At 35.5% G+C, this 21,358-nt stretch carries 35 protein-coding genes; all 35 read left to right on the top strand.

From position 1 onward, the window contains the following. Positions 1 to 412: 412 nt before the first annotated feature. The 35 genes from rpsJ (at position 413) to QWC74_RS05190 (ending at position 21,324) form a co-directional block, all read left to right on the top strand. A complete protein-coding gene (gene rpsJ, locus QWC74_RS05020) occupies positions 413 to 721 on the top strand; it encodes a 30S ribosomal protein S10 (RefSeq protein ID WP_006784429.1) in 309 nt (102 codons plus the stop codon). A 28-nt stretch (positions 722 to 749) separates the two neighbouring features. After that, entirely contained in the window at positions 750 to 1,379 is a 630-nt protein-coding gene (gene rplC, locus QWC74_RS05025; protein WP_006784430.1) for a 50S ribosomal protein L3, read from the top strand. A 30-nt stretch (positions 1,380 to 1,409) separates the two neighbouring features. Next, on the top strand, positions 1,410 to 2,033 hold the full coding sequence (gene rplD / locus QWC74_RS05030; RefSeq protein WP_006784431.1) for a 50S ribosomal protein L4: 624 nt from the start codon (positions 1,410 to 1,412) through the stop codon (positions 2,031 to 2,033). Then, positions 2,033 to 2,317 carry a 50S ribosomal protein L23 gene (gene rplW / locus QWC74_RS05035; protein WP_006784432.1) on the top strand — a complete coding sequence of 95 codons (285 nt, stop codon included), beginning with the start codon at positions 2,033 to 2,035 and terminating at the stop codon, positions 2,315 to 2,317. The genes rplD and rplW overlap by 1 nt, the downstream gene beginning before the upstream one ends. A 24-nt stretch (positions 2,318 to 2,341) precedes the next feature. Then, positions 2,342 to 3,172 (top strand): 50S ribosomal protein L2, encoded by an 831-nt coding sequence (gene rplB, locus QWC74_RS05040; RefSeq protein ID WP_006784433.1) that lies wholly within the window; start codon positions 2,342 to 2,344, stop codon positions 3,170 to 3,172. A 40-nt stretch (positions 3,173 to 3,212) separates the two neighbouring features. Continuing rightward, positions 3,213 to 3,491, top strand: a complete 279-nt coding sequence (gene rpsS / locus QWC74_RS05045) for a 30S ribosomal protein S19 (RefSeq protein WP_006784434.1) — start codon at positions 3,213 to 3,215, stop codon at positions 3,489 to 3,491. 21 nt (positions 3,492 to 3,512) lie between these two features. Then, entirely contained in the window at positions 3,513 to 3,848 is a 336-nt protein-coding gene (gene rplV, locus QWC74_RS05050) for a 50S ribosomal protein L22 (protein ID WP_006784435.1), read from the top strand. Positions 3,849 to 3,866: 18 nt separating this feature from the next. Then, positions 3,867 to 4,526: a 30S ribosomal protein S3 gene (gene rpsC, locus QWC74_RS05055; protein ID WP_006784436.1), complete on the top strand. Its 660-nt coding sequence runs from the start codon at positions 3,867 to 3,869 to the stop codon at positions 4,524 to 4,526. Position 4,527: 1 nt separating this feature from the next. Further along, a complete protein-coding gene (gene rplP / locus QWC74_RS05060; protein WP_006784437.1) occupies positions 4,528 to 4,959 on the top strand; it encodes a 50S ribosomal protein L16 in 432 nt (143 codons plus the stop codon). Beyond that, positions 4,949 to 5,143, top strand: coding sequence for a 50S ribosomal protein L29 (gene rpmC, locus QWC74_RS05065; protein ID WP_006784438.1), 195 nt, complete (start codon positions 4,949 to 4,951; stop codon positions 5,141 to 5,143). The genes rplP and rpmC overlap by 11 nt, the downstream gene beginning before the upstream one ends. Before the next feature lie 23 nt (positions 5,144 to 5,166). Then, positions 5,167 to 5,424 carry a 30S ribosomal protein S17 gene (rpsQ, locus tag QWC74_RS05070; protein ID WP_006784439.1) on the top strand — a complete coding sequence of 86 codons (258 nt, stop codon included), beginning with the start codon at positions 5,167 to 5,169 and terminating at the stop codon, positions 5,422 to 5,424. 46 nt (positions 5,425 to 5,470) lie between these two features. After that, complete coding sequence (rplN, locus tag QWC74_RS05075; RefSeq protein ID WP_006784440.1) at positions 5,471 to 5,839, top strand: 50S ribosomal protein L14; 369 nt, start codon at positions 5,471 to 5,473, stop codon at positions 5,837 to 5,839. Positions 5,840 to 5,875: 36 nt separating this feature from the next. Continuing rightward, positions 5,876 to 6,181 (top strand): 50S ribosomal protein L24, encoded by a 306-nt coding sequence (gene rplX, locus QWC74_RS05080; protein ID WP_006784441.1) that lies wholly within the window; start codon positions 5,876 to 5,878, stop codon positions 6,179 to 6,181. Positions 6,182 to 6,213: 32 nt separating this feature from the next. After that, positions 6,214 to 6,753, top strand: a complete 540-nt coding sequence (gene rplE / locus QWC74_RS05085) for a 50S ribosomal protein L5 (RefSeq protein ID WP_006784442.1) — start codon at positions 6,214 to 6,216, stop codon at positions 6,751 to 6,753. Between the two features lie 22 nt (positions 6,754 to 6,775). Next, complete coding sequence (locus tag QWC74_RS05090; RefSeq protein WP_006784443.1) at positions 6,776 to 6,961, top strand: type Z 30S ribosomal protein S14; 186 nt, start codon at positions 6,776 to 6,778, stop codon at positions 6,959 to 6,961. 39 nt (positions 6,962 to 7,000) lie between these two features. Then, positions 7,001 to 7,399, top strand: a complete 399-nt coding sequence (gene rpsH, locus QWC74_RS05095; RefSeq protein ID WP_006784444.1) for a 30S ribosomal protein S8 — start codon at positions 7,001 to 7,003, stop codon at positions 7,397 to 7,399. Positions 7,400 to 7,424: 25 nt separating this feature from the next. Further along, the gene (rplF, locus tag QWC74_RS05100; protein WP_006784445.1) at positions 7,425 to 7,967 is read left to right on the top strand and encodes a 50S ribosomal protein L6; all 543 of its coding nucleotides are present in this window, start codon (positions 7,425 to 7,427) and stop codon (positions 7,965 to 7,967) included. A gap of 19 nt (positions 7,968 to 7,986) precedes the next feature. Next, positions 7,987 to 8,349, top strand: a complete 363-nt coding sequence (gene rplR, locus QWC74_RS05105) for a 50S ribosomal protein L18 (protein ID WP_006784446.1) — start codon at positions 7,987 to 7,989, stop codon at positions 8,347 to 8,349. Between the two features lie 19 nt (positions 8,350 to 8,368). After that, entirely contained in the window at positions 8,369 to 8,872 is a 504-nt protein-coding gene (gene rpsE / locus QWC74_RS05110; protein ID WP_006784447.1) for a 30S ribosomal protein S5, read from the top strand. A gap of 13 nt (positions 8,873 to 8,885) precedes the next feature. Further along, positions 8,886 to 9,068: a 50S ribosomal protein L30 gene (rpmD, locus tag QWC74_RS05115; RefSeq protein ID WP_006784448.1), complete on the top strand. Its 183-nt coding sequence runs from the start codon at positions 8,886 to 8,888 to the stop codon at positions 9,066 to 9,068. A 19-nt stretch (positions 9,069 to 9,087) separates the two neighbouring features. Further along, complete coding sequence (rplO, locus tag QWC74_RS05120; RefSeq protein ID WP_006784449.1) at positions 9,088 to 9,528, top strand: 50S ribosomal protein L15; 441 nt, start codon at positions 9,088 to 9,090, stop codon at positions 9,526 to 9,528. Next, the gene (gene secY, locus QWC74_RS05125) at positions 9,528 to 10,808 is read left to right on the top strand and encodes a preprotein translocase subunit SecY (RefSeq protein WP_006784450.1); all 1,281 of its coding nucleotides are present in this window, start codon (positions 9,528 to 9,530) and stop codon (positions 10,806 to 10,808) included. The genes rplO and secY overlap by 1 nt, the downstream gene beginning before the upstream one ends. 13 nt (positions 10,809 to 10,821) lie before the next feature. Continuing rightward, on the top strand, positions 10,822 to 11,472 hold the full coding sequence (locus QWC74_RS05130; protein ID WP_006784451.1) for an adenylate kinase: 651 nt from the start codon (positions 10,822 to 10,824) through the stop codon (positions 11,470 to 11,472). Then, positions 11,472 to 12,218, top strand: a complete 747-nt coding sequence (gene map, locus QWC74_RS05135) for a type I methionyl aminopeptidase (RefSeq protein ID WP_006784452.1) — start codon at positions 11,472 to 11,474, stop codon at positions 12,216 to 12,218. The genes QWC74_RS05130 and map overlap by 1 nt, the downstream gene beginning before the upstream one ends. Before the next feature lie 19 nt (positions 12,219 to 12,237). Continuing rightward, positions 12,238 to 12,456, top strand: coding sequence for a translation initiation factor IF-1 (infA, locus tag QWC74_RS05140; protein WP_006784453.1), 219 nt, complete (start codon positions 12,238 to 12,240; stop codon positions 12,454 to 12,456). A gap of 38 nt (positions 12,457 to 12,494) precedes the next feature. Further along, a complete protein-coding gene (gene rpmJ, locus QWC74_RS05145) occupies positions 12,495 to 12,608 on the top strand; it encodes a 50S ribosomal protein L36 (protein WP_006784454.1) in 114 nt (37 codons plus the stop codon). 19 nt (positions 12,609 to 12,627) lie between these two features. Next, positions 12,628 to 12,993, top strand: coding sequence for a 30S ribosomal protein S13 (rpsM, locus tag QWC74_RS05150; protein ID WP_006784455.1), 366 nt, complete (start codon positions 12,628 to 12,630; stop codon positions 12,991 to 12,993). A gap of 16 nt (positions 12,994 to 13,009) precedes the next feature. Next, on the top strand, positions 13,010 to 13,399 hold the full coding sequence (rpsK, locus tag QWC74_RS05155) for a 30S ribosomal protein S11 (RefSeq protein ID WP_006784456.1): 390 nt from the start codon (positions 13,010 to 13,012) through the stop codon (positions 13,397 to 13,399). Between the two features lie 58 nt (positions 13,400 to 13,457). After that, positions 13,458 to 14,402 (top strand): DNA-directed RNA polymerase subunit alpha, encoded by a 945-nt coding sequence (locus QWC74_RS05160; protein ID WP_006784457.1) that lies wholly within the window; start codon positions 13,458 to 13,460, stop codon positions 14,400 to 14,402. A 58-nt stretch (positions 14,403 to 14,460) separates the two neighbouring features. Continuing rightward, positions 14,461 to 14,823, top strand: coding sequence for a 50S ribosomal protein L17 (gene rplQ, locus QWC74_RS05165; RefSeq protein ID WP_006784458.1), 363 nt, complete (start codon positions 14,461 to 14,463; stop codon positions 14,821 to 14,823). 237 nt (positions 14,824 to 15,060) lie between these two features. Then, the gene (cdaA, locus tag QWC74_RS05170; RefSeq protein ID WP_006784459.1) at positions 15,061 to 15,828 is read left to right on the top strand and encodes a diadenylate cyclase CdaA; all 768 of its coding nucleotides are present in this window, start codon (positions 15,061 to 15,063) and stop codon (positions 15,826 to 15,828) included. Between the two features lie 26 nt (positions 15,829 to 15,854). Further along, positions 15,855 to 17,273, top strand: coding sequence for a YbbR-like domain-containing protein (locus tag QWC74_RS05175; protein WP_006784460.1), 1,419 nt, complete (start codon positions 15,855 to 15,857; stop codon positions 17,271 to 17,273). 17 nt (positions 17,274 to 17,290) lie between these two features. Beyond that, complete coding sequence (gene glmM / locus QWC74_RS05180; RefSeq protein ID WP_006784461.1) at positions 17,291 to 18,628, top strand: phosphoglucosamine mutase; 1,338 nt, start codon at positions 17,291 to 17,293, stop codon at positions 18,626 to 18,628. Positions 18,629 to 18,985: 357 nt separating this feature from the next. Continuing rightward, positions 18,986 to 20,770, top strand: coding sequence for a glutamine--fructose-6-phosphate transaminase (isomerizing) (glmS, locus tag QWC74_RS05185; protein WP_006784463.1), 1,785 nt, complete (start codon positions 18,986 to 18,988; stop codon positions 20,768 to 20,770). Between the two features lie 110 nt (positions 20,771 to 20,880). Continuing rightward, complete coding sequence (locus tag QWC74_RS05190) at positions 20,881 to 21,324, top strand: MarR family winged helix-turn-helix transcriptional regulator (RefSeq protein ID WP_006784464.1); 444 nt, start codon at positions 20,881 to 20,883, stop codon at positions 21,322 to 21,324. The last annotated feature ends 34 nt before the right edge of the window (positions 21,325 to 21,358 follow it).

The following is a 21,358-nucleotide window of genomic DNA, read 5'->3' on the forward strand; positions in this document are numbered from 1 at the left end:
TTTTTTTGTTTAAAATAAGAAAAAATATTACCATGGTGATGTGTAAATATATACTTAAAGTTGTGTAATTCTAAATATAGTTGGACTAGAATAGTTGTTAAAATAAAATAGAAAAATTTACTTGTTATAATTGTTTGATTGTTTGTAAGAGATATGTTAAATTTGAATACGTAAATTATTATCGAATGCTAAACCATAAGTGGAATTTCTATTAAATATTAAAAATAAATATTTTATGACAAAAAGCAAAAAAATATTTGCATTTGTTTTAATAATCATGTATAATGGATATGTTGACTTCAGCGTTGAACCGAAAGGTTGCTGACACACCCGGCCGATTTGCCATGGCAAAGTGTCAGGGAATTTTCGTGGAGCTAGTCTATTCCTAAAATAGGCGAAGGGAGGAATAAAAATGGCAAAACAAAAAATCAGAATTCGTTTAAAAGCTTATGATCACAGAATTTTAGATCAATCAGCAGAAAAAATCGTTGAAAGTGCTAAAAAAACAGGTGCTAAAGTAGCAGGTCCAATCCCTCTACCAACTGAAAAGCAAGTTTATACGATCTTACGTGCGGTACATAAGTACAAAGATTCTCGTGAGCAATTCGAAATGCGCACTCACAAACGTCTGATTGACATTGTTGAACCAACACCACAAACAGTTGATTCATTAATGCGTTTAGACTTACCATCTGGTGTAGACATCGAAATCAAATTATAATATATAAACGAAATAGGAGGTGTAACTCATGGCCAAAGGAATCTTAGGTAGAAAAATTGGTATGACTCAAATTTTCTCTGAAGAAGGGAAATTAATCCCTGTAACTGTTGTTCAAGCAACACCTAACGTTGTTTTACAAGTTAAAACAAATGAAACTGACGGATACGAAGCTGTTCAAGTAGGTTTCGAAACTAAGCGTGAAAAATTAGCTAACAAACCTGAAATGGGACATGTTGCTAAAGCTGAAACAGCGCCTAAGCGCTTCATTCGTGAATTCCGTAACTTAGACGTAGCGGAATATCAAGTTGGTCAAGAGATCAAAGTTGACACTTTTGCTGAAGGTGAAATTGTTGACGTAACTGGGAAAACAAAAGGTAAAGGATTCCAAGGTGTTATTAAACGTCATGGACAATCTCGCGGACCTATGGCCCACGGTTCTCGTTACCATCGTCGCCCAGGTTCAATGGGATCGATTGCTGCTAACCGCGTTTTAAAAGGTAAAAAATTACCTGGACAAACTGGTGGAAACATCGTGACTGTTCAAAACCTTGAAATTGTTAAAGTTGATACAGAACGTAACGTTTTATTAATCAAAGGAAATGTACCAGGAGCTAAAAAATCTTTAGTTATGGTTCGTTCTGCTGTTAAAGCAAAATAAGTTTAGTACAGTAGGAAAGGAGGATTCATAATGCCACAAGTAGCATTATATAACCAACAAGGTGCTCAAGTTGGAGAAATCGTTTTAAACGAAGCAATCTTCGGTATTGAGCCTCATAAACAAGCAATGTTCGATGCTGTAATTATGCAACGTGCATCAATGCGTCAAGGAACTCACAAAACTAAAACTCGTACTGAGGTACGTGGTGGTGGACGTAAACCTTGGAAACAAAAAGGTACTGGACGTGCTCGTCAAGGATCTATTCGTGCACCTCAATGGCGTGGTGGAGGAATCGTATTCGGACCAGTTCCACGTAGCTATGCATATAAATTAAACAAAAAAGTTCGTCGCTTAGCTTTAAAATCTGCGTTAGCAACTAAAGTAGTTGAAAATGAAATCGTAGTTTTAGATCAATTAGTGTTCGAAGCTCCAAAAACAAAACAAATGATCAATGTTTTAGGTGCGTTAAATGTTACATCTAAAGCGTTAGTTGTTACTGCTGAGGAAAATGCTGCAGTTGAATTATCAACTCGTAACATCCCAGGTGTTAAAGTTTTAACAGTAAGCCAATTAAACGTATTAGATCTTTTAGATGCAACTAAGTTAGTTATTACTCAAGATGCAGTTAAAAAGATTGAGGAGGTGCTTGCATAATGAAAGATGCTAGAGATATCGTTAAGCGCCCAATTATCACTGAAAAATCTTATGATTTAATGAACGAAGGTAAATTCACTTTCGAAGTTGATAAAAAAGCAAACAAAATCGAAGTTAAACAAGCTTGTGAAGCTTTATTCAATGTAAAAGTTGAAAAAGTAAACATCGTTAACGTTCGTCCTAAAAAACGTCGCGTTGGACGTTATGAAGGATTCAAGCCTTCAATGAAAAAAGCTATTGTAACATTAGCTGAAGGACAAACTATCGAAAAGTTTGAAGTATAATAATTAGCAAAAGGAGGGAACAAGATGCCTGTTAAAAAGTATAAACCAACCACTAATGGTCGTCGTAACATGTCAGTTTTATCATTTGACGAAATTACGACTAATCAACCAGAGAAATCATTATTAGCTCCTTTAAGCAAAAAAGCAGGGCGTAATAATCACGGTCAAATTACAGTGCGTCATCACGGTGGTGGACACAAACGTAAATACCGTATCATCGACTTTAAACGTACAAAAGACGGTATTCCAGGACGTGTTGCTACAATCGAATACGATCCAAACCGTTCAGCAAATATCGCATTAATCAACTATGCTGATGGGGAAAAACGATACATTATCGCTCCAAAAGGATTAAAAGTTGGAATGCAAATTGAATCTGGTGCTAATGCAGATATCAAAGTTGGTAATGCTTTACCAATCATGAGTATCCCAGTTGGTACATTAATTCATAATATCGAATTAAAACCTGGTAAAGGTGGACAATTAGTACGTTCAGCAGGGACTTCTGCTCAAATTTTAGGGCGTGAAGAGCGTTACGTATTAGTTCGTTTAGCTTCTGGTGAAGTTCGTAAAGTATTAGGAACTTGCCGTGCAACTATCGGTGAAGTAGGAAATGCTGACCACGAATTAGTTAACATCGGTAAAGCAGGTCGTACACGTTGGTTAGGTAAACGTCCAACTGTTCGCGGATCTGTAATGAACCCTAATGACCATCCACACGGTGGTGGGGAAGGACGTACTCCAATCGGACGTAAATCTCCAGTTACACCTTGGGGTAAACCAGCTCTTGGTTTAAAAACTCGTAATAAGAAAAAAGCATCAAGTAAATTAATTGTTCGCGGACGCAACAAATAATATAAAAAAATGCTAAATGTTCGAAAGGAGGAAATTTAGAATGGGACGTAGTTTAAAAAAGGGACCTTTCTGTGACGATCATTTAATGAAAAAAGTCGAAGCTGCTAATGCAAACGGAGACAAAAAAATCATTCAAACATGGTCACGTCGTTCAACAATTTTCCCACAGTTTGTAGGACATACAATCGCTGTTTATGATGGACGTAAACATGTTCCTGTATATGTAACAGAAGATATGGTAGGACACAAATTAGGTGAATTCGCACCAACTCGTACATATAAAGGACACATTAAAGAAGATAAAAAAACTAGACGTTAATATTGAGAGGAGGACATGGCTATGGAAGCTAAAGCTATGGCTAGAACAGTTCGCATCGCTCCTCGTAAAGCACGCTTAGTGATTGATTTAATTCGAGGAAAACAAGTTGGCGAAGCATATGCAATTTTAAAACACACTCCAAAAGCGGCATCTCCGATTGTGGAAAAAGTTTTAAAATCAGCTATCGCGAATGCTGAACACAATTTAAACTTAGATATTAATTCATTATATGTTAAAGAAGCATATGTGAATGAAGGAACAACATTAAAACGATTCCGTCCACGTGCACAAGGTCGTGCATCACAAATCAATAAAAGAACATCACATATCACTATCGTGGTTGCTGAAAGAAAATAATTAAAGGAGGGATACGAAGTGGGTCAAAAAGTTAGTCCAATTGGTTTACGTGTTGGTGTAATCCGTGACTGGGATGCTCGTTGGTATGCAAATGATAAAGACTTTGCTACTTTATTACACGAGGATTTAAAAATCCGTGATTTCATTAATAACAAATTCAAAAAAGCTTCGGTATCACGCGTTGAAATTGAACGTGCTAAAAACCGTGTTAATATTATCGTTCATACGGCTAAACCAGGTATGGTAATCGGTCGTGGTGGATCAGAAAAAGATGCAGCAGTTGCTCAATTAGAAAAAATGACAGGTAAACGTGTTTTCATCCGTATCGTTGAAATCAAACGCCCTGAAGTTGATGCTCAATTAGTTGCAAACTCTATCGCAGAACAATTAGAAAATCGTGCTTCTTTCCGTCGTGTACAAAAAGTTGCAATCCAACGTGCTATTAAATTTGGTGCAAAAGGAATTAAAACTCAAGTTTCAGGACGTTTAGGTGGAGCAGATATGGCTCGTGCTGAAGGATATAGTGAAGGAAATGTTCCTTTACATACATTACGTGCTGATATCGATTACGCTACAGCTGAAGCAGATACAACATACGGTAAATTAGGTGTTAAAGTATGGATCTATAAAGGAGAAGTATTACCTACTAAAAACCGTCAAGTAAAGGAGGGTAAATAATATGTTAGTACCTAAACGTACGAAATATCGTCGCCCTCACCGTTTGTCATATGAAGGACAAGCAAAAGGTGGAACAACAGTAGTATTCGGTGAGTACGGAATTCAAGCTACAACTGGTGCTTGGGTAACTAACCGCCAAATCGAGGCAGCTCGTATTGCCATGACTCGTTACATGAAACGTAATGGTCGTGTATGGATTAAAATCTTCCCTCATCAAGCTAAAACTGCTAAACCATTAGAAGTCCGCATGGGATCAGGTAAAGGGGCACCAGACGGATGGGTAGCAGTAGTTAAACCAGGGAAAGTTATGTTTGAAATTGGTGGAGTATCTGAAGAGATCGCTCGCGAAGCATTACGTTTAGCTTCTCATAAATTACCAGTTCAAACTAAATTCGTAAAACGTGTAGACGGTGGTGATAGTAATGAATGCTAAGGAAATCCGTAATTTAACCACTACAGAAATCGAAGCTAAAATTAACGAATTAAAAGATGAGTTATTCAACCTTCGTTTCCAATTAGCTACAGGACAATTAGAAAACACTGGTCGTATTCGTGAAGTACGTAAAGGTATTGCACGTATGAAAACGATCATTAGCGAACGCGAAAATAACAAATAATGAGCTTGAGAGGAGGTTCAATTATGGAACGTACTAAAAAAACTTTTTCTGGACGTGTAGTTTCAGATAAAACAGATAAAACAATTACAGTACTTATCGAATCTTACAAAGTACATCCTCTATACGGTAAACGAGTTAAATATTCAAAAAAATATGCAGCTCATGACGAATTAAATGAAGCACAAGTTGGAGATTTAGTTCGCATCGAAGAATGTCGTCCTATGTCAAAAACTAAAAAATTCCGTTTAGTTGAAATTGTTGAAAAAGCAGTTATTATTTAATTTTATTTATATTTAGTTTACTGGAGTCTTGAAAGGAGGTCCAATCATGATTCAACAAGAAACACGTTTAAGAGTTGCTGATAACTCTGGTGCAAAGGAATTATTAGCAATTAAAATTTTAGGTGGTTCTCACAAAAAAACTGGTAACATCGGTGATGTTATTGTTGCTACAGTTAAGTCAGCAGCGCCAGGTGGAGTTGTAAAAAAAGGTGATGTAGTTAAAGCAGTAATCGTCCGTACGAAAACTGGAGCTCGTCGTGCTGATGGATCATATATTAAATTTGATGAAAATGCAGCAGTTATTATTAAAGACGATAAATCTCCACGTGGTACTCGTATCTTCGGACCAGTAGCTCGTGAATTACGCGATAAAGAATTTATGCGTATTGTTTCATTAGCTCCAGAAGTTCTTTAATTAACACTTAATCCGTAAGATTAGGAGGTGCACATTATGCATATTAAAACTGGAGATAAAGTAGTAGTTATTTCAGGTAAAGATAAAGGTAAAGAAGGTGTTGTTCTTTCAGCTCAACCATCAACTAACAAAGTAACTGTTGAAGGTGTGAATGTTGTTAAGAAACACGTACGTCCTTCTCAAATGAACCCAGATGGTGGTATTGTTGAATTTGAAGCACCAATCCATGCATCTAACGTAATGATCGTAGATCCAAAGAGTGGAAAACCAACACGCGTAGGATTTAAATTCGTTGACGGTAAAAAAGTACGCTTCGCTAAAAAATCTGGTGAAGTTTTATAATAAAGTTTAACAACGAAGGGAGGTAAACCTACATGAATCGTTTACGTCAAAAATATGAAAATGAAATTAAAAACTCAATGGTTGAAAAATTCGGTTATAAATCAGTAATGGAAATTCCTAATATTGATAAAATCGTAATCAACATGGGTATCGGAGAAGCTGTAAGCAACTCTAAAGTATTAGATGAGGCTGTTGCTGAATTAGCGTTAATCACTGGTCAAAAACCAGTTGTTACACGTGCTAAAAAATCAATCGCTGGATTCCGTCTACGTGAAGGAATGCCAATCGGATGTAAAGTTACATTACGTGGTGAGCGTATGTATGATTTCTTAGATAAATTAGTATCAATCTCGTTACCTCGTGTACGTGACTTCCGCGGTGTTTCTAAAAAATCGTTTGATGGACGTGGAAACTATACATTAGGTGTTAAAGAACAATTAATTTTCCCTGAAATCGATTTTGATAAAGTAAGTAAAGTTCGCGGAATGGATATCGTTGTAGTTACAACTGCTAACACAGATGAAGAAGCTCGTGAGTTGTTAACTCAATTAGGGATGCCATTTCAAAAATAATTGATGAAAGGAGGCGTCAATCATGGCTAAAAAATCTATGATTATCAAACAACAGCGTAAACAAAAATTCGAAGTACGTGAATATACACGTTGCGAGCGTTGTGGTCGTCCACACTCTGTCTTACGCAAATTCAAATTATGCCGTATTTGCTTCCGTGAATTAGCATATAAAGGACAAATTCCAGGTGTTAAAAAAGCAAGCTGGTAATAAACTTAATTCTCTATAAACGGGAAGGAGGAAAAATAAATGGTAATGACAGATCCAATTGCAGATATGTTAACACGTATTCGTAACGCAAACCAAATGCGTCATGAAGTGGTTGAGATGCCAGCTTCAAAAATGAAACGTGAAGTATTAGAATTATTAAAGCGTGAAGGTTTCGTTCGCGATGTAGAATATATTGAAGATAATAAACAAGGTGTTTTACGTGTTGCTTTAAAATACGGTAAAAACAACGAACGTGTTATCACAGGATTAAAACGTATCTCTAAACCAGGTTTACGTGTATACGTTAAAAATACAGAGGTTCCTAAAGTATTAAATGGATTAGGTATCGCTATCCTTTCTACTTCTAAAGGAATCATGACTGATAAAGAAGCTCGTCAACAACAAGTTGGTGGAGAAGTATTAGCATACGTTTGGTAATAACAAAGACAGGAGGTGTACATTAATGTCTCGTATTGGTAATAAACCAGTAGCATTACCTTCTGGTGTTGAAGTAATTGTTGCTGAAAATAACTTAGTTACTGTAAAAGGACCTAAAGGGGAACTTACACGTACATTTAACTCAAACATGCAATTTAATGTTGAAGGGAACGAAGTAACTGTAGTTCGTCCTGACGATCAAAAAACTAATAAAATGTTACACGGAACAACTCGTGCTTTATTAAATAACATGGTTGTTGGTGTTTCAGAAGGATTCACTCGTGAATTAGAAATTATCGGGGTTGGATACCGTGCTCAAAAACAAGGAGAAAAACTTGTATTAAGTGCTGGATATTCTCACCCAGTAGAAATGGAAGCACCAGCAGGTGTGACTGTTGAAGTACCTAACAATACAACTGTAGTTGTTAAAGGTATCGATAAACAAGTAGTTGGAGAATTCGCAGCTAATATCCGTGCGGTACGTGCTCCAGAACCTTATAAAGGAAAAGGTATCCGTTATAAAGGTGAACAAGTACGCCGTAAAGAAGGTAAAAAAGCTAAAAAATAATTCGAAAGGGGTGGCCTGAATGATTAAGAAAGTATCACGTAATGAGTTACGTAAACAAAGACATTATCGTGTACGTGCTAAAGTTACAGGAACTGCAGAGCGCCCACGCTTAAATGTTTTCCGCTCTAGCAAACACATTTATGCGCAAATCATTGACGATGTAACTGGTACTACATTAGTTAGTGCATCAACTTTAGATAAAGATTTAAATATCGCTTCTACAGGAAATGTTGAAGCAGCTAAAGCAGTTGGAGCAGCAGTTGCAAAACGCGCTTCAGAAAAAAATATCACAGCAGTTGTTTTCGACCGTGGAGGATATATCTATCACGGACGTGTTGCAGCATTAGCTGAAGCAGCTCGTGAAAATGGATTACAATTCTAATTTAGAAGGAGGGACAAAGATGCGTCAAATCATTGACCCTAGTAACTTAACACTTGAAGAACGTGTTGTTACTATTAATCGTGTAACAAAAGTAGTTAAAGGTGGACGTCGTTTCCGTTTTGCTGCTCTAGTTGTTGTCGGTGACAAAAATGGTCACGTAGGTTTCGGTACTGGTAAAGCTCAAGAAGTACCAGAAGCAATTAAAAAAGCAGTTGAAAGTGCTAAAAAGAACTTAATCTATGTACCTATCGTTGGAACTACAATTCCTCACCAAATCACTGGTGAATTCGGTTCAGGTAGCGTATTATTAAAACCTGCTTCTGCCGGTACTGGAGTTATCGCTGGTGGACCTGTACGTAACGTATTAGAGTTAGCTGGAGTACAAGATATCCTATCAAAATCTTTAGGATCTAACACACCAATCAACATGGTGCGTGCAACAATCAACGGTTTAGAAAATTTAAAAACAGTTGAACGTGTAGCTGAATTACGCGGTAAAACTGTTGAAGAAATCTTAGGATAAGGAGGGAACTCCAATGGCTAAAGAATTACACATTACTTTAACACGTAGTGTAATCGGTCAAAATGAATCTCAACGTGCAACAGTTCAAGCTCTTGGTTTACGTAAAATGAATCAAACAGTTGTTAAAGCTGACAACGTAGCTGTTCGCGGTATGATTAATAAAGTATCTCATTTAGTGACTGTAGAAGAGAAATAATCAAAGGAGGTGACTTTCGGTGAAATTACATGAGTTAACTTATACTGAAGGGTCTCGTAAAGATAGAAAACGTATCGGTCGTGGTCACGGTTCTGGTCAAGGTAAAACTGCAGGTAAAGGACACAAAGGACAAAACGCTCGTTCAGGTGGTGGAGTTCGTATCGGATTCGAAGGTGGTCAAACTCCTTTATTCCGTCGTTTACCAAAACGTGGATTTACAAACATTAACCGTAAAGAGTACGCTATCGTTAATTTAGATCAATTAAATAAATTCGAAGACGGAACAATTGTTACTGCAGAACTTTTATTAGAAACTGGAGTAATCAAAAAATTACATTCTGGGGTTAAAGTTTTAGGACAAGGACAATTAGAGAAGAAATTAACTGTTAAAGCAGCTAAATTCTCAAAAACAGCAGAAGAACGTATTGGAGCTCTAGGTGGATCAATCGAGGTGGTATAATGGCTACTTTCAGTAAAATATGGAAGAACGCTGATTTACGAAAAAGGATTCTATTTACGTTAATGATTTTTATCGTTTATCGTTTAGGATCTTATATTCCTGTGCCAACCATCAACACTTCTGTGTTAGAAGCCTCTGCTCAAACTCCTATGCTTGGGTTTATTGATACATTAAGTGGAGGGGCATTAAAACGATTCTCATTGTTTGCAATGTCTATCTCTCCTTATATTACTGCATCAATTATTATTCAGTTGCTTCAAATGGATGTTATCCCTATTTTGTCTGAATGGGCAAAAGAAGGTGAAACTGGTAAGCGTAAGTTAAATCAATTAACACGCTATGTCACGTTAGTACTTGCCTTTGTACAAGCTATTACAATGGCAATTGGTTTCGACTTAATGTATGGAGGAGTTTTATTAGAAAGTCATTCTATTTTAACTTATCTATATATCGCTCTAACGATGACAGCAGGTACTGCTGTTATGATTTTCCTTGCTGATCAAATAACTAGCAAGGGAATTGGTAATGGTACATCAATGATTATCGTGGCAGGTATTTTATCTCGTGTTCCATATATGCTAAACGATTTATACACGAAATACTTGGTAAATATAACACTTTCAAATGTATTAGCATTTATTTCAGTGCTTGCACTATTGCTTTTAACAATTATTGCTGTTATATATTTACAAAGCGCAACTAGAAAATTACCAATTCAATATGCAAATAGACATAATTCAGCTCAGTTATCAGGACGAAAAGATTCATTTATCCCATTGAAGTTAAATTCAGCAGGTGTAATTCCAGTAATCTTCTCGGTTTCATTAGTGAGTTTACCGTTAACTGTAGTATCGTTTCTTCCTGAATCAGGAGTTACGAAATGGATTACAACAATTTTTGACTACACACAACCAATTGGATTTATTTTATATGTTGTATTAATCGTTGCTTTCACTTACTTCTACGCTTTCGTACAAGTAAGTCCTGAAAAAGTGGCTGAAAACCTTAAAAAACAAGGATCTTATATTCCAGGCGTTCGTCCGGGTGCGGATACTGAAGAATATCTATCTAAAGTATTATCACGTATCACTTTTATTGGAGCTATTTATCTAGTTGTTATTGCGGGTCTACCAATCTTATTTGGCGCAATCACTGATTTACCTAGTAGTGTAGAAATTGGTGGTACTAGCTTACTGATTGTTGTAGGAGTTGCAATTGAAACTGCTAAGCAAATCCAAACAAAAACAATGGATCAAAAATATAGAGGATTCATCAAATAATCGAGGTGATATGATGAAAATCGTATTTATGGGGCCTCCAGGTGCTGGTAAAGGTACTCAAGCAGAAAAAATTATTGAAACTTATCAAATTCCACATATCTCAACTGGTGATATGTTTAGGAAAGCGATAAAAGACCAAACTGAATTAGGTATGGAAGCTAAACGTTACATGGATCAAGGTGCACTTGTACCTGACCATGTTACAATTGGTATAGTAAAGGATCGCTTGTCTGAATCAGATTGCAAGTCGGGATTCCTGTTAGATGGTTTTCCACGAACAGTAGATCAGGCAAAAGCCTTAGATGAAATACTGACTTCGCTTGATTCAAAGATTGATTATGTAATTAATATTGATGTTGATTTAAATATTCTTAAAGAGCGCTTAACAGGACGTCGTATTTGTCGTTCTTGTGGAGCAACTTATCATAAAATCTTCAATCCATCTGCAGTTGAGGGTGTTTGCGACAAATGTGGTGGCGAATTATATCAACGTAAAGATGATAATGAAGAAACGGTTGGTAATCGCTTAGATGTTTACGTTAATCAAACTAAACCATTATTAGATTATTACTCTTTAGCAGGAAATCTTGTTAATATTAATGGTCAGCAATCAATTGATCTTGTATTTGAAGAGATTCAAAACGTACTCGGAGGCAATAATTAATGATTATTTGTAAGACTCCACGCGAAATTGAAATTATGCGAGAAGCTGGGCGTATTGTTGCTTTGGCTCATCATGAGGTCCAAAAACACATTAAACCTGGCGTAACAACAAAACATTTAGATAAAATTGTTGAGGATGTTATTCGCAGTCAAGGCGCTATACCTTCTTTTAAAGGTTATCATGGATTCCCTGCAAGTATTTGTGCATCAGTTAATGATGAGCTTGTACATGGTATACCAGGAAATCGTGTACTAAAAGAAGGAGATATTATCTCAATTGACATTGGTGCAAAATATAATGGATACCACGGAGATTCAGCTTGGACTTATCCAGTTGGTAAAATCTCAGATGAAGCTCAACATTTACTTGATGTTACAAAAGAATCATTATTTATCGGTTTAGAATTTGCAAAAGCGAATAATCGTTTATCTGATATTTCTCATGCGATTCAAACGTATGTAGAATCTCATAATTATTCAATTGTTCGTGAGTATGCGGGTCATGGTGTCGGTCAAGATCTCCATGAAGATCCTTCTATTCCACATTACGGACCTCCAGGACGAGGACCAAGATTGAAAACAGGTATGACTTTAGCTATTGAACCTATGGTTAATTTTGGTGAGAGATACGTTCGTACTCTTGCTGATAATTGGACTGTAGTAACAAGAGATAAGAGTATCTGTGCTCATTTTGAACATACTGTTGTCATCACTGACGATGGATATGAAATATTAACTAAGTTATAAAGATAAGGAGGCATAATCAATGGCTAAGCAAGACGTTATTGAAGTAGAAGCTACCGTTATCGATAATTTGCCAAATGCTATGTTTAAAGTAGAATTAGAAAATGGTCATCAATTAATAGCTCACGTTTCTGGTAAAATCCGTATGAACTTCATTCGTATTTTACCAGGTGATAAAGTAACAGTAGAATTATCTCCTTATGATTTAACACGTGGGCGCATTACATATCGTCATAAATAGAGACTCCGATATAATCAAAAATGAGGAGGTTTTAATTCATGAAAGTAAGACCATCTGTAAAACCTATCTGCGATAAATGTAAAGTTATTCGCCGTAAAGGTAAAGTAATGGTAATTTGTGAAAATCCAAAACATAAACAAAAACAAGGATAAGCTTTAGGAGGTGCAATGTATGGCACGTATTGCTGGTATCGATATTCCTCGCGATAAACGCGTTGTAATTTCATTAACATACATCTACGGAATCGGTAAACCAACAGCTCAACAAATTTTAGCTGCAGCTGGTGTATCTGAAGATACACGTGTACGCGATTTAACTGAAGATGAGTTAAACCGTATTCGTACTGAAGTAGATAAATTAAAAGTAGAAGGTGACTTACGTCGTGAAATCTCATTAAACATCAAACGTTTAATGGAAATTGCGTCATTCCGTGGTGTTCGCCACCGTCGTAGCTTACCAGTACGCGGACAAAACACTAAAAATAATGCGCGTACTCGTAAAGGTCCACGTAAAACAGTTGCTAATAAGAAAAAATAGTTAGGAGGGTCATCACATGGCACGTAAACAAGTTACTCGTAAACGTCGTGTTAAAAAGAATATTGCTACAGGTGTAGCACATATCCACTCGACTTTCAATAATACAATTGTTACGATTACTGATCCTCATGGAAATGCAATCTCATGGTCAAGTGCAGGTGCATTAGGATTCAAAGGTTCTCGTAAATCAACTCCATTTGCTGCTCAAATGGCATCAGAAGCTGCTGCTAAAGCTGCAATGGATCATGGTATGAAGAGTGTAGACGTTACTGTTAAAGGACCTGGTCCTGGTCGTGAAGCTGCTATCCGTGCTTTACAAGCAGCAGGATTAGATGTAACAGCTATCAAAGACGTTACTCCAGTACCTCACAATGGTTGTCGTCCACCAAAACACCCACGTGGTTAATCAGGAAGAAATTTGAAAGTAGTACCCTACTATTAAGCGATCCTGAGGAGGGAAATCGATGTTAGAAATCGAAAAACCAAGAATTGAAGTTGAAGAATACATCAAAGATGAATTCTATGGGAAATTTGTTATTGAGCCTCTTAAACGTGGATATGGTACTACGTTAGGGAATTCCTTACGTCGAGTATTACTATCATCACTTCCTGGAGCTGCAGTAACATCTATCTCTATAGAGGGAGTTCAACATGAATTTACCGCTATCGATGGTGTAGTAGAAGATGTAACACAAATCATTTTAAATTTAAAAAACTTAATCTTATCAATTGATACAGAAGAAGTTAAAGAACTTCGTATTGATGTAGCTCGTGAAGGTGCAGTTACTGCAGCTGATATCGAGTGTGACGAAGAAGTAACTATCATCAATCCTGAATTACACATTGCTACATTATCAGCTACTGGTCGTTTACGTATGACTATGAAAGCTCGTCGTGGTAATGGATATGTAGGTGCTGATGATAACAAAAAGTTACTTGAAAGCGCAGGAGAGATCGCTATCGACTCTATCTACACACCAGTTACACGTGTATCTTATGATGTTGAAAAGACTCGTGTTGGTCAAGATGCATCTTACGATAAATTAACATTAGAAGTTTGGACAAATGGAAGTATTAATCCACAAGAGGCTATCTCTGTAGCATCTAAAATCTTAGTTGAACACTTCAGTATTTTAGTTAACTTAAATGAAGCAGGGCAACTTGCATCATTTATCGTTGAACGTGAAGATGAAGAGAAAAACAAAGTATTAGAAATGCCAATTGAAGAGTTAGACTTATCAGTTCGCTCTTATAACTGTTTACGTCGTGCTGGAATCAATACAGTAGAAGAATTAGCACGTCATTCTGAAGAAGATATGATGAAAGTTCGTAACTTAGGTAAAAAATCATTAAAAGAAGTTAAGGATAAACTTGACGAATTAGGATTAAGCTTAGGTTGCACTAAATAGATAATCTATTTTTTATAAATGTTATATTCCATTTTTTCAATGGAAGGAGGAATTTTAAGTGGCTTACAGAAAATTAGGACGTCTTAGTCATCAACGTAAAGCAATGTTACGTGATTTATCAACTGATTTAATTATCAATGAACGTATCGTTACAACTGAGGCTCGCGCTAAAGAATTACGTTCAGTAGTTGAAAAATTAATTACTTTAGGTAAACGCGGAGACTTACATGCTCGTCGTCAAGCAGCTGCATATGTACGTGCAGAAATCGCTAACGATGAAACTGGAGCAACTGCAGTTCAAAAATTATTCTCTGATATCGCACCTCGTTACGCTGAGCGTAATGGTGGATACACTCGTATCTTAAAAGTTGGACCTCGTCGTGGGGATGCAGCTGATATGGTAGTTATCGAGTTAGTATAATTTTAAAAACCTTAAAACTATCTTTGATATGTTTTAAGGTTTTTTTTTGTTTAAAGAAACATACTAATTCTGTACGGTGATTATGATTGTTTTAATGATAATATTAGGATGTTTTTTTAAAAATGAACCGATTTTGTTGGAAAAATGTGTTAGTTTATTCTTTTAATTTACAAGGAAAGATTTATATTTTTTGTAAGTATGATATAATAAAAATGTTGTAAAAAGGAGGCCGACAGTTTGATTAATACAGTAGAAGATTTTACTTTTTTAAATCTGGTATTAGTGGGATTAGATGTTTATTTTGTATGGTTAATTATCTATTATGTTTTAAGATTAATTAAATCAAATGTACGTGCCGTTCAAATTTTAAAGGGTGTCATTTTGATTTATATCATTGACATCATCAGTCAAGTTTTTGATCTCTATACATTAAATTCACTTATAGGGAATGTTATTGACTGGGGCCTACTTGCAATTATAATCGTTTTCCAACCTGAGATTCGTAGTGGTCTTGAACAAATCGGCCGTAATAGCACTTTAAATAGGGAAAAAAATATTTTAGGTGATCGGGACATTGTTAGTATATTAACTAATTCAGTGGAATTTTTAGCTAAACGTCGCATTGGGGCATTAATAGTCATTGAAAGAGGGGTCAAATTAGATGAGTTTATTACCCCATCTACTATTGTTGATGGAGAGATATCTCAAGAACTTTTAACAACTATTTTCGTACCTACTACACCATTACATGATGGAGCTGTTATGATTCGCGATGGTAAATTATACTGTGCCGGAGCTTATTTACCGTCTACAAGACGTGAGGATATAAATAAGGCATTTGGTACACGTCATAGAGCAGCTATTGGAATTAGTGAAATTTCTGATAGTATTACTTTAGTTGTTTCAGAAGAAACAGGAAGATTCTCTATTGCATATAAGGGAGAACTAAAGGTTTATGATCAAGTAGATTTATTCTCAAGGGATTTAAAACAGTATCTAAGTTAGAATGAAATGGTAAGGGCGGTGTCACAATGAAAAACCCATTTTTTAAAAAATCAGCTAAAGCAAACAAAAATCAGAAACCTGACGTTGATTCAAATGAAATTGCTCGTCAGATTGCAATTGAAACAGTAAAAGATACTGAAAAGTTTTTTCAGAAAATTTCTTCGTTCTTCAAGAATATATGGAGATTTTTAACTACTCCTAGTTTGATTTTAGGTATTTTAAAGGTTAATAATCTTGATCATTTTTATGAGAGTTTTTTAAGAAATGAGAAGTTAACTAAAATTTTAGCTTTAATCGTTGCCATTATTGTTGCTGCAAGTACTAGATATGCACCAAGTGTTACTGAAAGGTATTCAGTAGATATTAATAGTTATCCACTTGTTTCATATTATGATAAAGAGCGGATGGTAATTGAAGGACTTCCTGACACTGTTGATGTTACGTTAATAGGGGATAAGAGTCAGGTTGATATTGCTAAAACAAAAGGTAGTTTTGAAATTTATGCAGATTTAACAGATTTACCTCCTGGTACGCATAAAGTTAATTTAGCTTATAGTAAATTAGGGGATAAATTAGATGTTAAAATTGATCCAAGTACAATCGTTGTTACGATTATGGCGTTAACAGAGACTGATAAAAAAGTTCAGGCAGATTTTGTTAATTTAGATCAGATTGATGAAATGTATGTTTTAAGTGAACCTCAATTGGCACTAGATACTGTAAAAATAAAAGGTCCTCAAACAGTAGTTGACCAAGTGGCAAGTGTTAAGGCAATTATTGATGTTTCAGATTTAACAAAATTAGCTGACTATGAAGCTCCTGTTTTTGCTTATGATAAACTAGGTAATAAACTAGATGTAGAAATTAAACCAGACAAGTTATCAGCAACTGTCCAAGTGACAAGTCCGAGTAAAGTAGTACCAGTAGAGGCAATTGTAACTGGGAATGCACCAGATGGGTATAGTGTTAGTGGATTGACTTTAACGCCATCCGAGGTTAAATTATATGGTGAAGCTTCTCAACTTGAAACTTTCGAGAAATTACAAATTCAGGTTGACTTGTATCAATTGGATGAGAATAATGAGTTGATTGTTAAATTAGATAAGCCGGAAAATATTCATAAAATGGATGCCGACACAATTAAAGTAAAGGTGACGTTTGAGGAAACACAAACGAAGGTATTAGAAGATGTTTCAGTAGACTTTAAAAACTTAGATGCTAACTATCGTATTAAAGCAAAAACTTTAGAGGATGCGATGTTAGATGTTACGTTAAAAGGGTCAACGACAAAGTTGAATTCTATATCAAGTGATGATATAAAAATATATATCGATCTTATGGGATATGGTGTTGGTGAATATGAAGTGCCAATTACTATTGAAGCTCCAACTGGTGTGTTAGTTGAGTCTAATAAGTCTAAGGTTAATGTCATAATTACAGAATAAAAGTGAGGTTATTATATATGGGAAAATACTTTGGAACAGATGGAATTCGAGGAGTAGCAAATACTGAGCTAACTCCAGAATTCGCATTAAAATTAGGACGTATTTTAGGACATCATTTAAAGGAAAAAAATACTCGTCCTAAGGTTTTAATCGGGCGCGATACTCGTATTTCTGGTGAATTATTAGAAAGTGCCTTAATTGCAGGTCTAGTGTCATCTGGTGCTGATGTATTAACGCTTGGTGTGATTACCACTCCAGGAGTAGCTTACTTAACAAAAAATTTAGATGTTGATGCGGGAGTTATGATTTCTGCTTCTCATAATCCAGTTCAAGATAATGGAATTAAAATTTTTAGCCATAGTGGATATAAATTAAGTGACCAAGAAGAAGAAGAAATCGAAGCTTTAATTGATTTAAGTGATGAACTACCACGTCCAATTGCTGGTGAAATCGGACGTGTTGAAGATTTCCAAATGGGATCTCAAAAATATGTGAACTTTATTAAAGGAACTGTTGGTCAAAAATTAACGGGATTAAAGATTGTATTAGATTGTGCGAATGGAGCAAGTTCAGCATTAGCACCTCAATTATTTGCTGATTTAGATGCTGATATTGTAACTGTATCATCTAATCCAGATGGAATTAATATTAATCATAATTGTGGTTCAACTCATCCGGAAAACTTAGCAAAAGAAGTCGTGAAGCATGAAGCACATTTAGGATTTGCTTTTGATGGAGACTGTGATCGTTTAATTGCGGTTGATCATAATGGAAACATTATTGATGGTGATTACATTATGTTTATCGTTGGTCGCTATTTAAATGAAAAAGGATTATTAAAACAAGGAACAGTCGTTTCAACTGTTATGAGTAACTTAGGATTCTATAATGCTGTTGAAGCTAATGGATTACATAGTGTCCAAACGAAAGTTGGAGATCGTTATGTTCTAGAGGAAATGTTGAAAAATGATTACAACTTCGGTGGAGAACAATCAGGACATTTAATCTTCTTAGATTATGGAACAACTGGAGATGGAATGTTAAGTGCAGTTCAATTAGCTAAAATTATCGTTGAAAAAGGTCAATCACTTGCTGATTTAGCTAAAGAAATGCCTAAGTATCCTCAGTTATTAAAAAATCTTCGTGTTGAAGATAAAAATGCCATGATGACCAATGAGGCTATTTTAGCTGTGATTGCTGAAGTAGAGGCAGAAATGAATGGTAAAGGCCGCGTCTTAGTTCGTCCTTCAGGAACGGAACCATTAGTTCGTGTTATGGTTGAAGCTGAAACAGAAGAGTTATGTGAAAGCTATGTAGAGCGTATCTTAGCTATTGTAGAAAAAGAATTGAAATAGTAGTTAAAAAGGAGTGATTTATCACTCCTTTTTATGTTTTTTTAGGTATAAATATAAAATAGCATTTTAAAATCATTAGCATATGATATAATGGAAATGTTGCTTTCATAGTGGGAAGGAGGGTAGCAAGGGTAGAAAGAAGATCTATTCATATTAAGCGCCAGAGCTGTGTTTTAGGGTAGGAGCAGCTGACGAGGTGAAGGTTAATCGATTTTTCGGCGGATGCCTTCCGGCTGGATATCTCAGTCGTAGTCTTCAAACAAAACTAAGAGGTAACTCTTACGACAAAATTGAAGAAAAAGATAAATAGAAAGCAGCTCTAACTAAATTATATTAAATAAGGAGTTGTGAATTTTTATGTGTGGAATCGTTGGTTATATTGGACAACAAGATGTTAAAAATATTTTATTAAATGGGTTAGAAAAATTAGAATACCGTGGATATGATTCAGCAGGTATTGCAGTTGTAAATGAAACGGGAGTTCATATTTTTAAAGATAAAGGGCGTATTGCACATTTACGTACCGTTGTAGACGAAACAGTTTTATCAACAGTGGGAATTGGGCATACACGTTGGGCAACTCATGGAGCACCAAATCAACGTAATTCTCATCCTCATCAATCAAGCACTGGTCGTTTCACAGTTGTGCATAACGGTGTGATTGAAAATGAATTAGAATTACGTAAAGAGTATTTACCAAACTACCACTTTATTTCAGATACTGATACTGAAGTGATTGTTGCCTTAATCGAAAAATTTGTTTTAGAAAAAGAAGATGTTGAGTTAGCGATTCGCCACGTGATGAGTATTTTACACGGATCTTACGCTTTAGGAGTCATCGATGCACAGAATCCTGAAGTATTATATGCTGCTAAAAACAAGTCGCCAATGTTAATTGGGCTTGGTGAAGGATTCAATATGATTGGATCTGATGCAATGGCAATGTTACAGTGTACAAATCAATTCGTTGAAATTGAAGATGAAGAATTTATTAAATTAACTCGTGAAGAGGTTACCATTTATAACTTATTAGGAGTTAAAATTAAACGTGATCCATTCACAGCAGAACTTGATGCATCTGACATCGAAAAAGGAACATATCCTCATTACATGTTAAAAGAAATTGATGAGCAACCATATGTTATTCGACGTATTGTTGAACAATATTTCGAGGATGGAGAAATTAAAATTGATCCAGAAATCGTCAAAGCTGTCAGTGAAGCAGATCGATTATATATTGTGGCTGCTGGGACAAGTATGCATGCTGGTTTCGTAGGAAAGCAAATGTTTGAACAATTAGCGGGGATTCCAACTGAAGTTCATATTTCATCTGAATTTGTTTATAATACGCCAGTTATCAGTCAAAATCCTTTATTCATCTTTATTTCTCAATCAGGAGAAACAGCAGATAGCCGTGCTGTATTAGTTAAAATTAAACAATTAGGATATAAATCATTAACCATTACAAATGTACCGGGATCAACTTTATCTCGTGAAGCAGACCATACTTTATTATTATATGCAGGTCCTGAAATTGCAGTTGCTTCAACAAAAGCATATACCGCTCAAGTAGCCGTTCAAGCGATCTTAGCTGCTCGTGTAGGAGAAAATCATAATTTAGATTTATCACGTGAATTAGCCATTGTTGCAAATGTCATGGAAAGTATTACAGATGATAAAGAGCAATTCGCTGATATTGCAAAAGATTACTTAACAGCTCGTAACTGCTTCTATATTGGTCGTCATGTTGATTACTATGTCGCACTTGAAGCGTCATTAAAATTAAAAGAAATTTCTTATATTCAAACGGAAGGATTCGCAGCAGGAGAATTAAAACACGGAACGATTGCTTTAATTGAAAAAGGGACTCCTGTTATTGCGATTGTCTCTCAAGAGTCTGTTAACTTAAATACACGTTCAAATGTGAAAGAAGTTAAAGCTCGTGGAGCAAATACAGTTGTCATCTCATTAAAATCATTAAGTTCTGAAACTGACCAAATTGTGATTGATGACGTACATCCATTACTAACACCATTAGTAACCGTTGTGCCAACACAATTAATTTCTTATTATGCGGCATTACAACGCGGATTTGATATCGATAAACCACGTAACTTAGCGAAATCTGTAACAGTTGAATAAAATGAATACTCCCCTAATGGGGAGTATTTTTTTGAGTTATAATAGTTGCAAATACATCCTAATGGTGATAGGATAGGTAGGGTATAAAATTTTTGACATGCGGTGAGATCATGAACGAGTCAATTGGTAAATCAATGTCTATTATTTATAGATATCGTCAGATTCTAATTAATCATAAATTGAAGCCTTATGATTTAGGATATGGACAATACATCTTTTTAATAAATATAGAACGTAATTTAGGAATTAGTCAAAAAGAGCTAACTAAATTAGTAATGATTGATAAGGCAACAACAGCAAAAGCTTTAAAAAAGTTAGAGGAAAATGATTATATTTATCGCGTTTGTAATTCAAATGATCGACGATATAATCAATTATATTTAACTGAGAAGGCACATGAATTGATGCCAGTGATAATTAAGGTTTTAGAAGAAATTACAGATGAGTTAGTTGAAGGCTTAACCGATGAGGAATGTGAACAATTTTCAGCTATCTCTGACAAAATTTTATGTAATGCTATTTCTGCTGTTGAAGATTTAAGAAATGAAAAATAGCTATAAGGTTATTTTTTATTTAAATTAGTTGCAG

The sequence above is a fragment of the uncultured Turicibacter sp. genome, from assembly GCF_938044715.1.
Classification (GTDB): domain Bacteria; phylum Bacillota_I; class Bacilli_A; order MOL361; family Turicibacteraceae; genus Turicibacter; species Turicibacter sanguinis.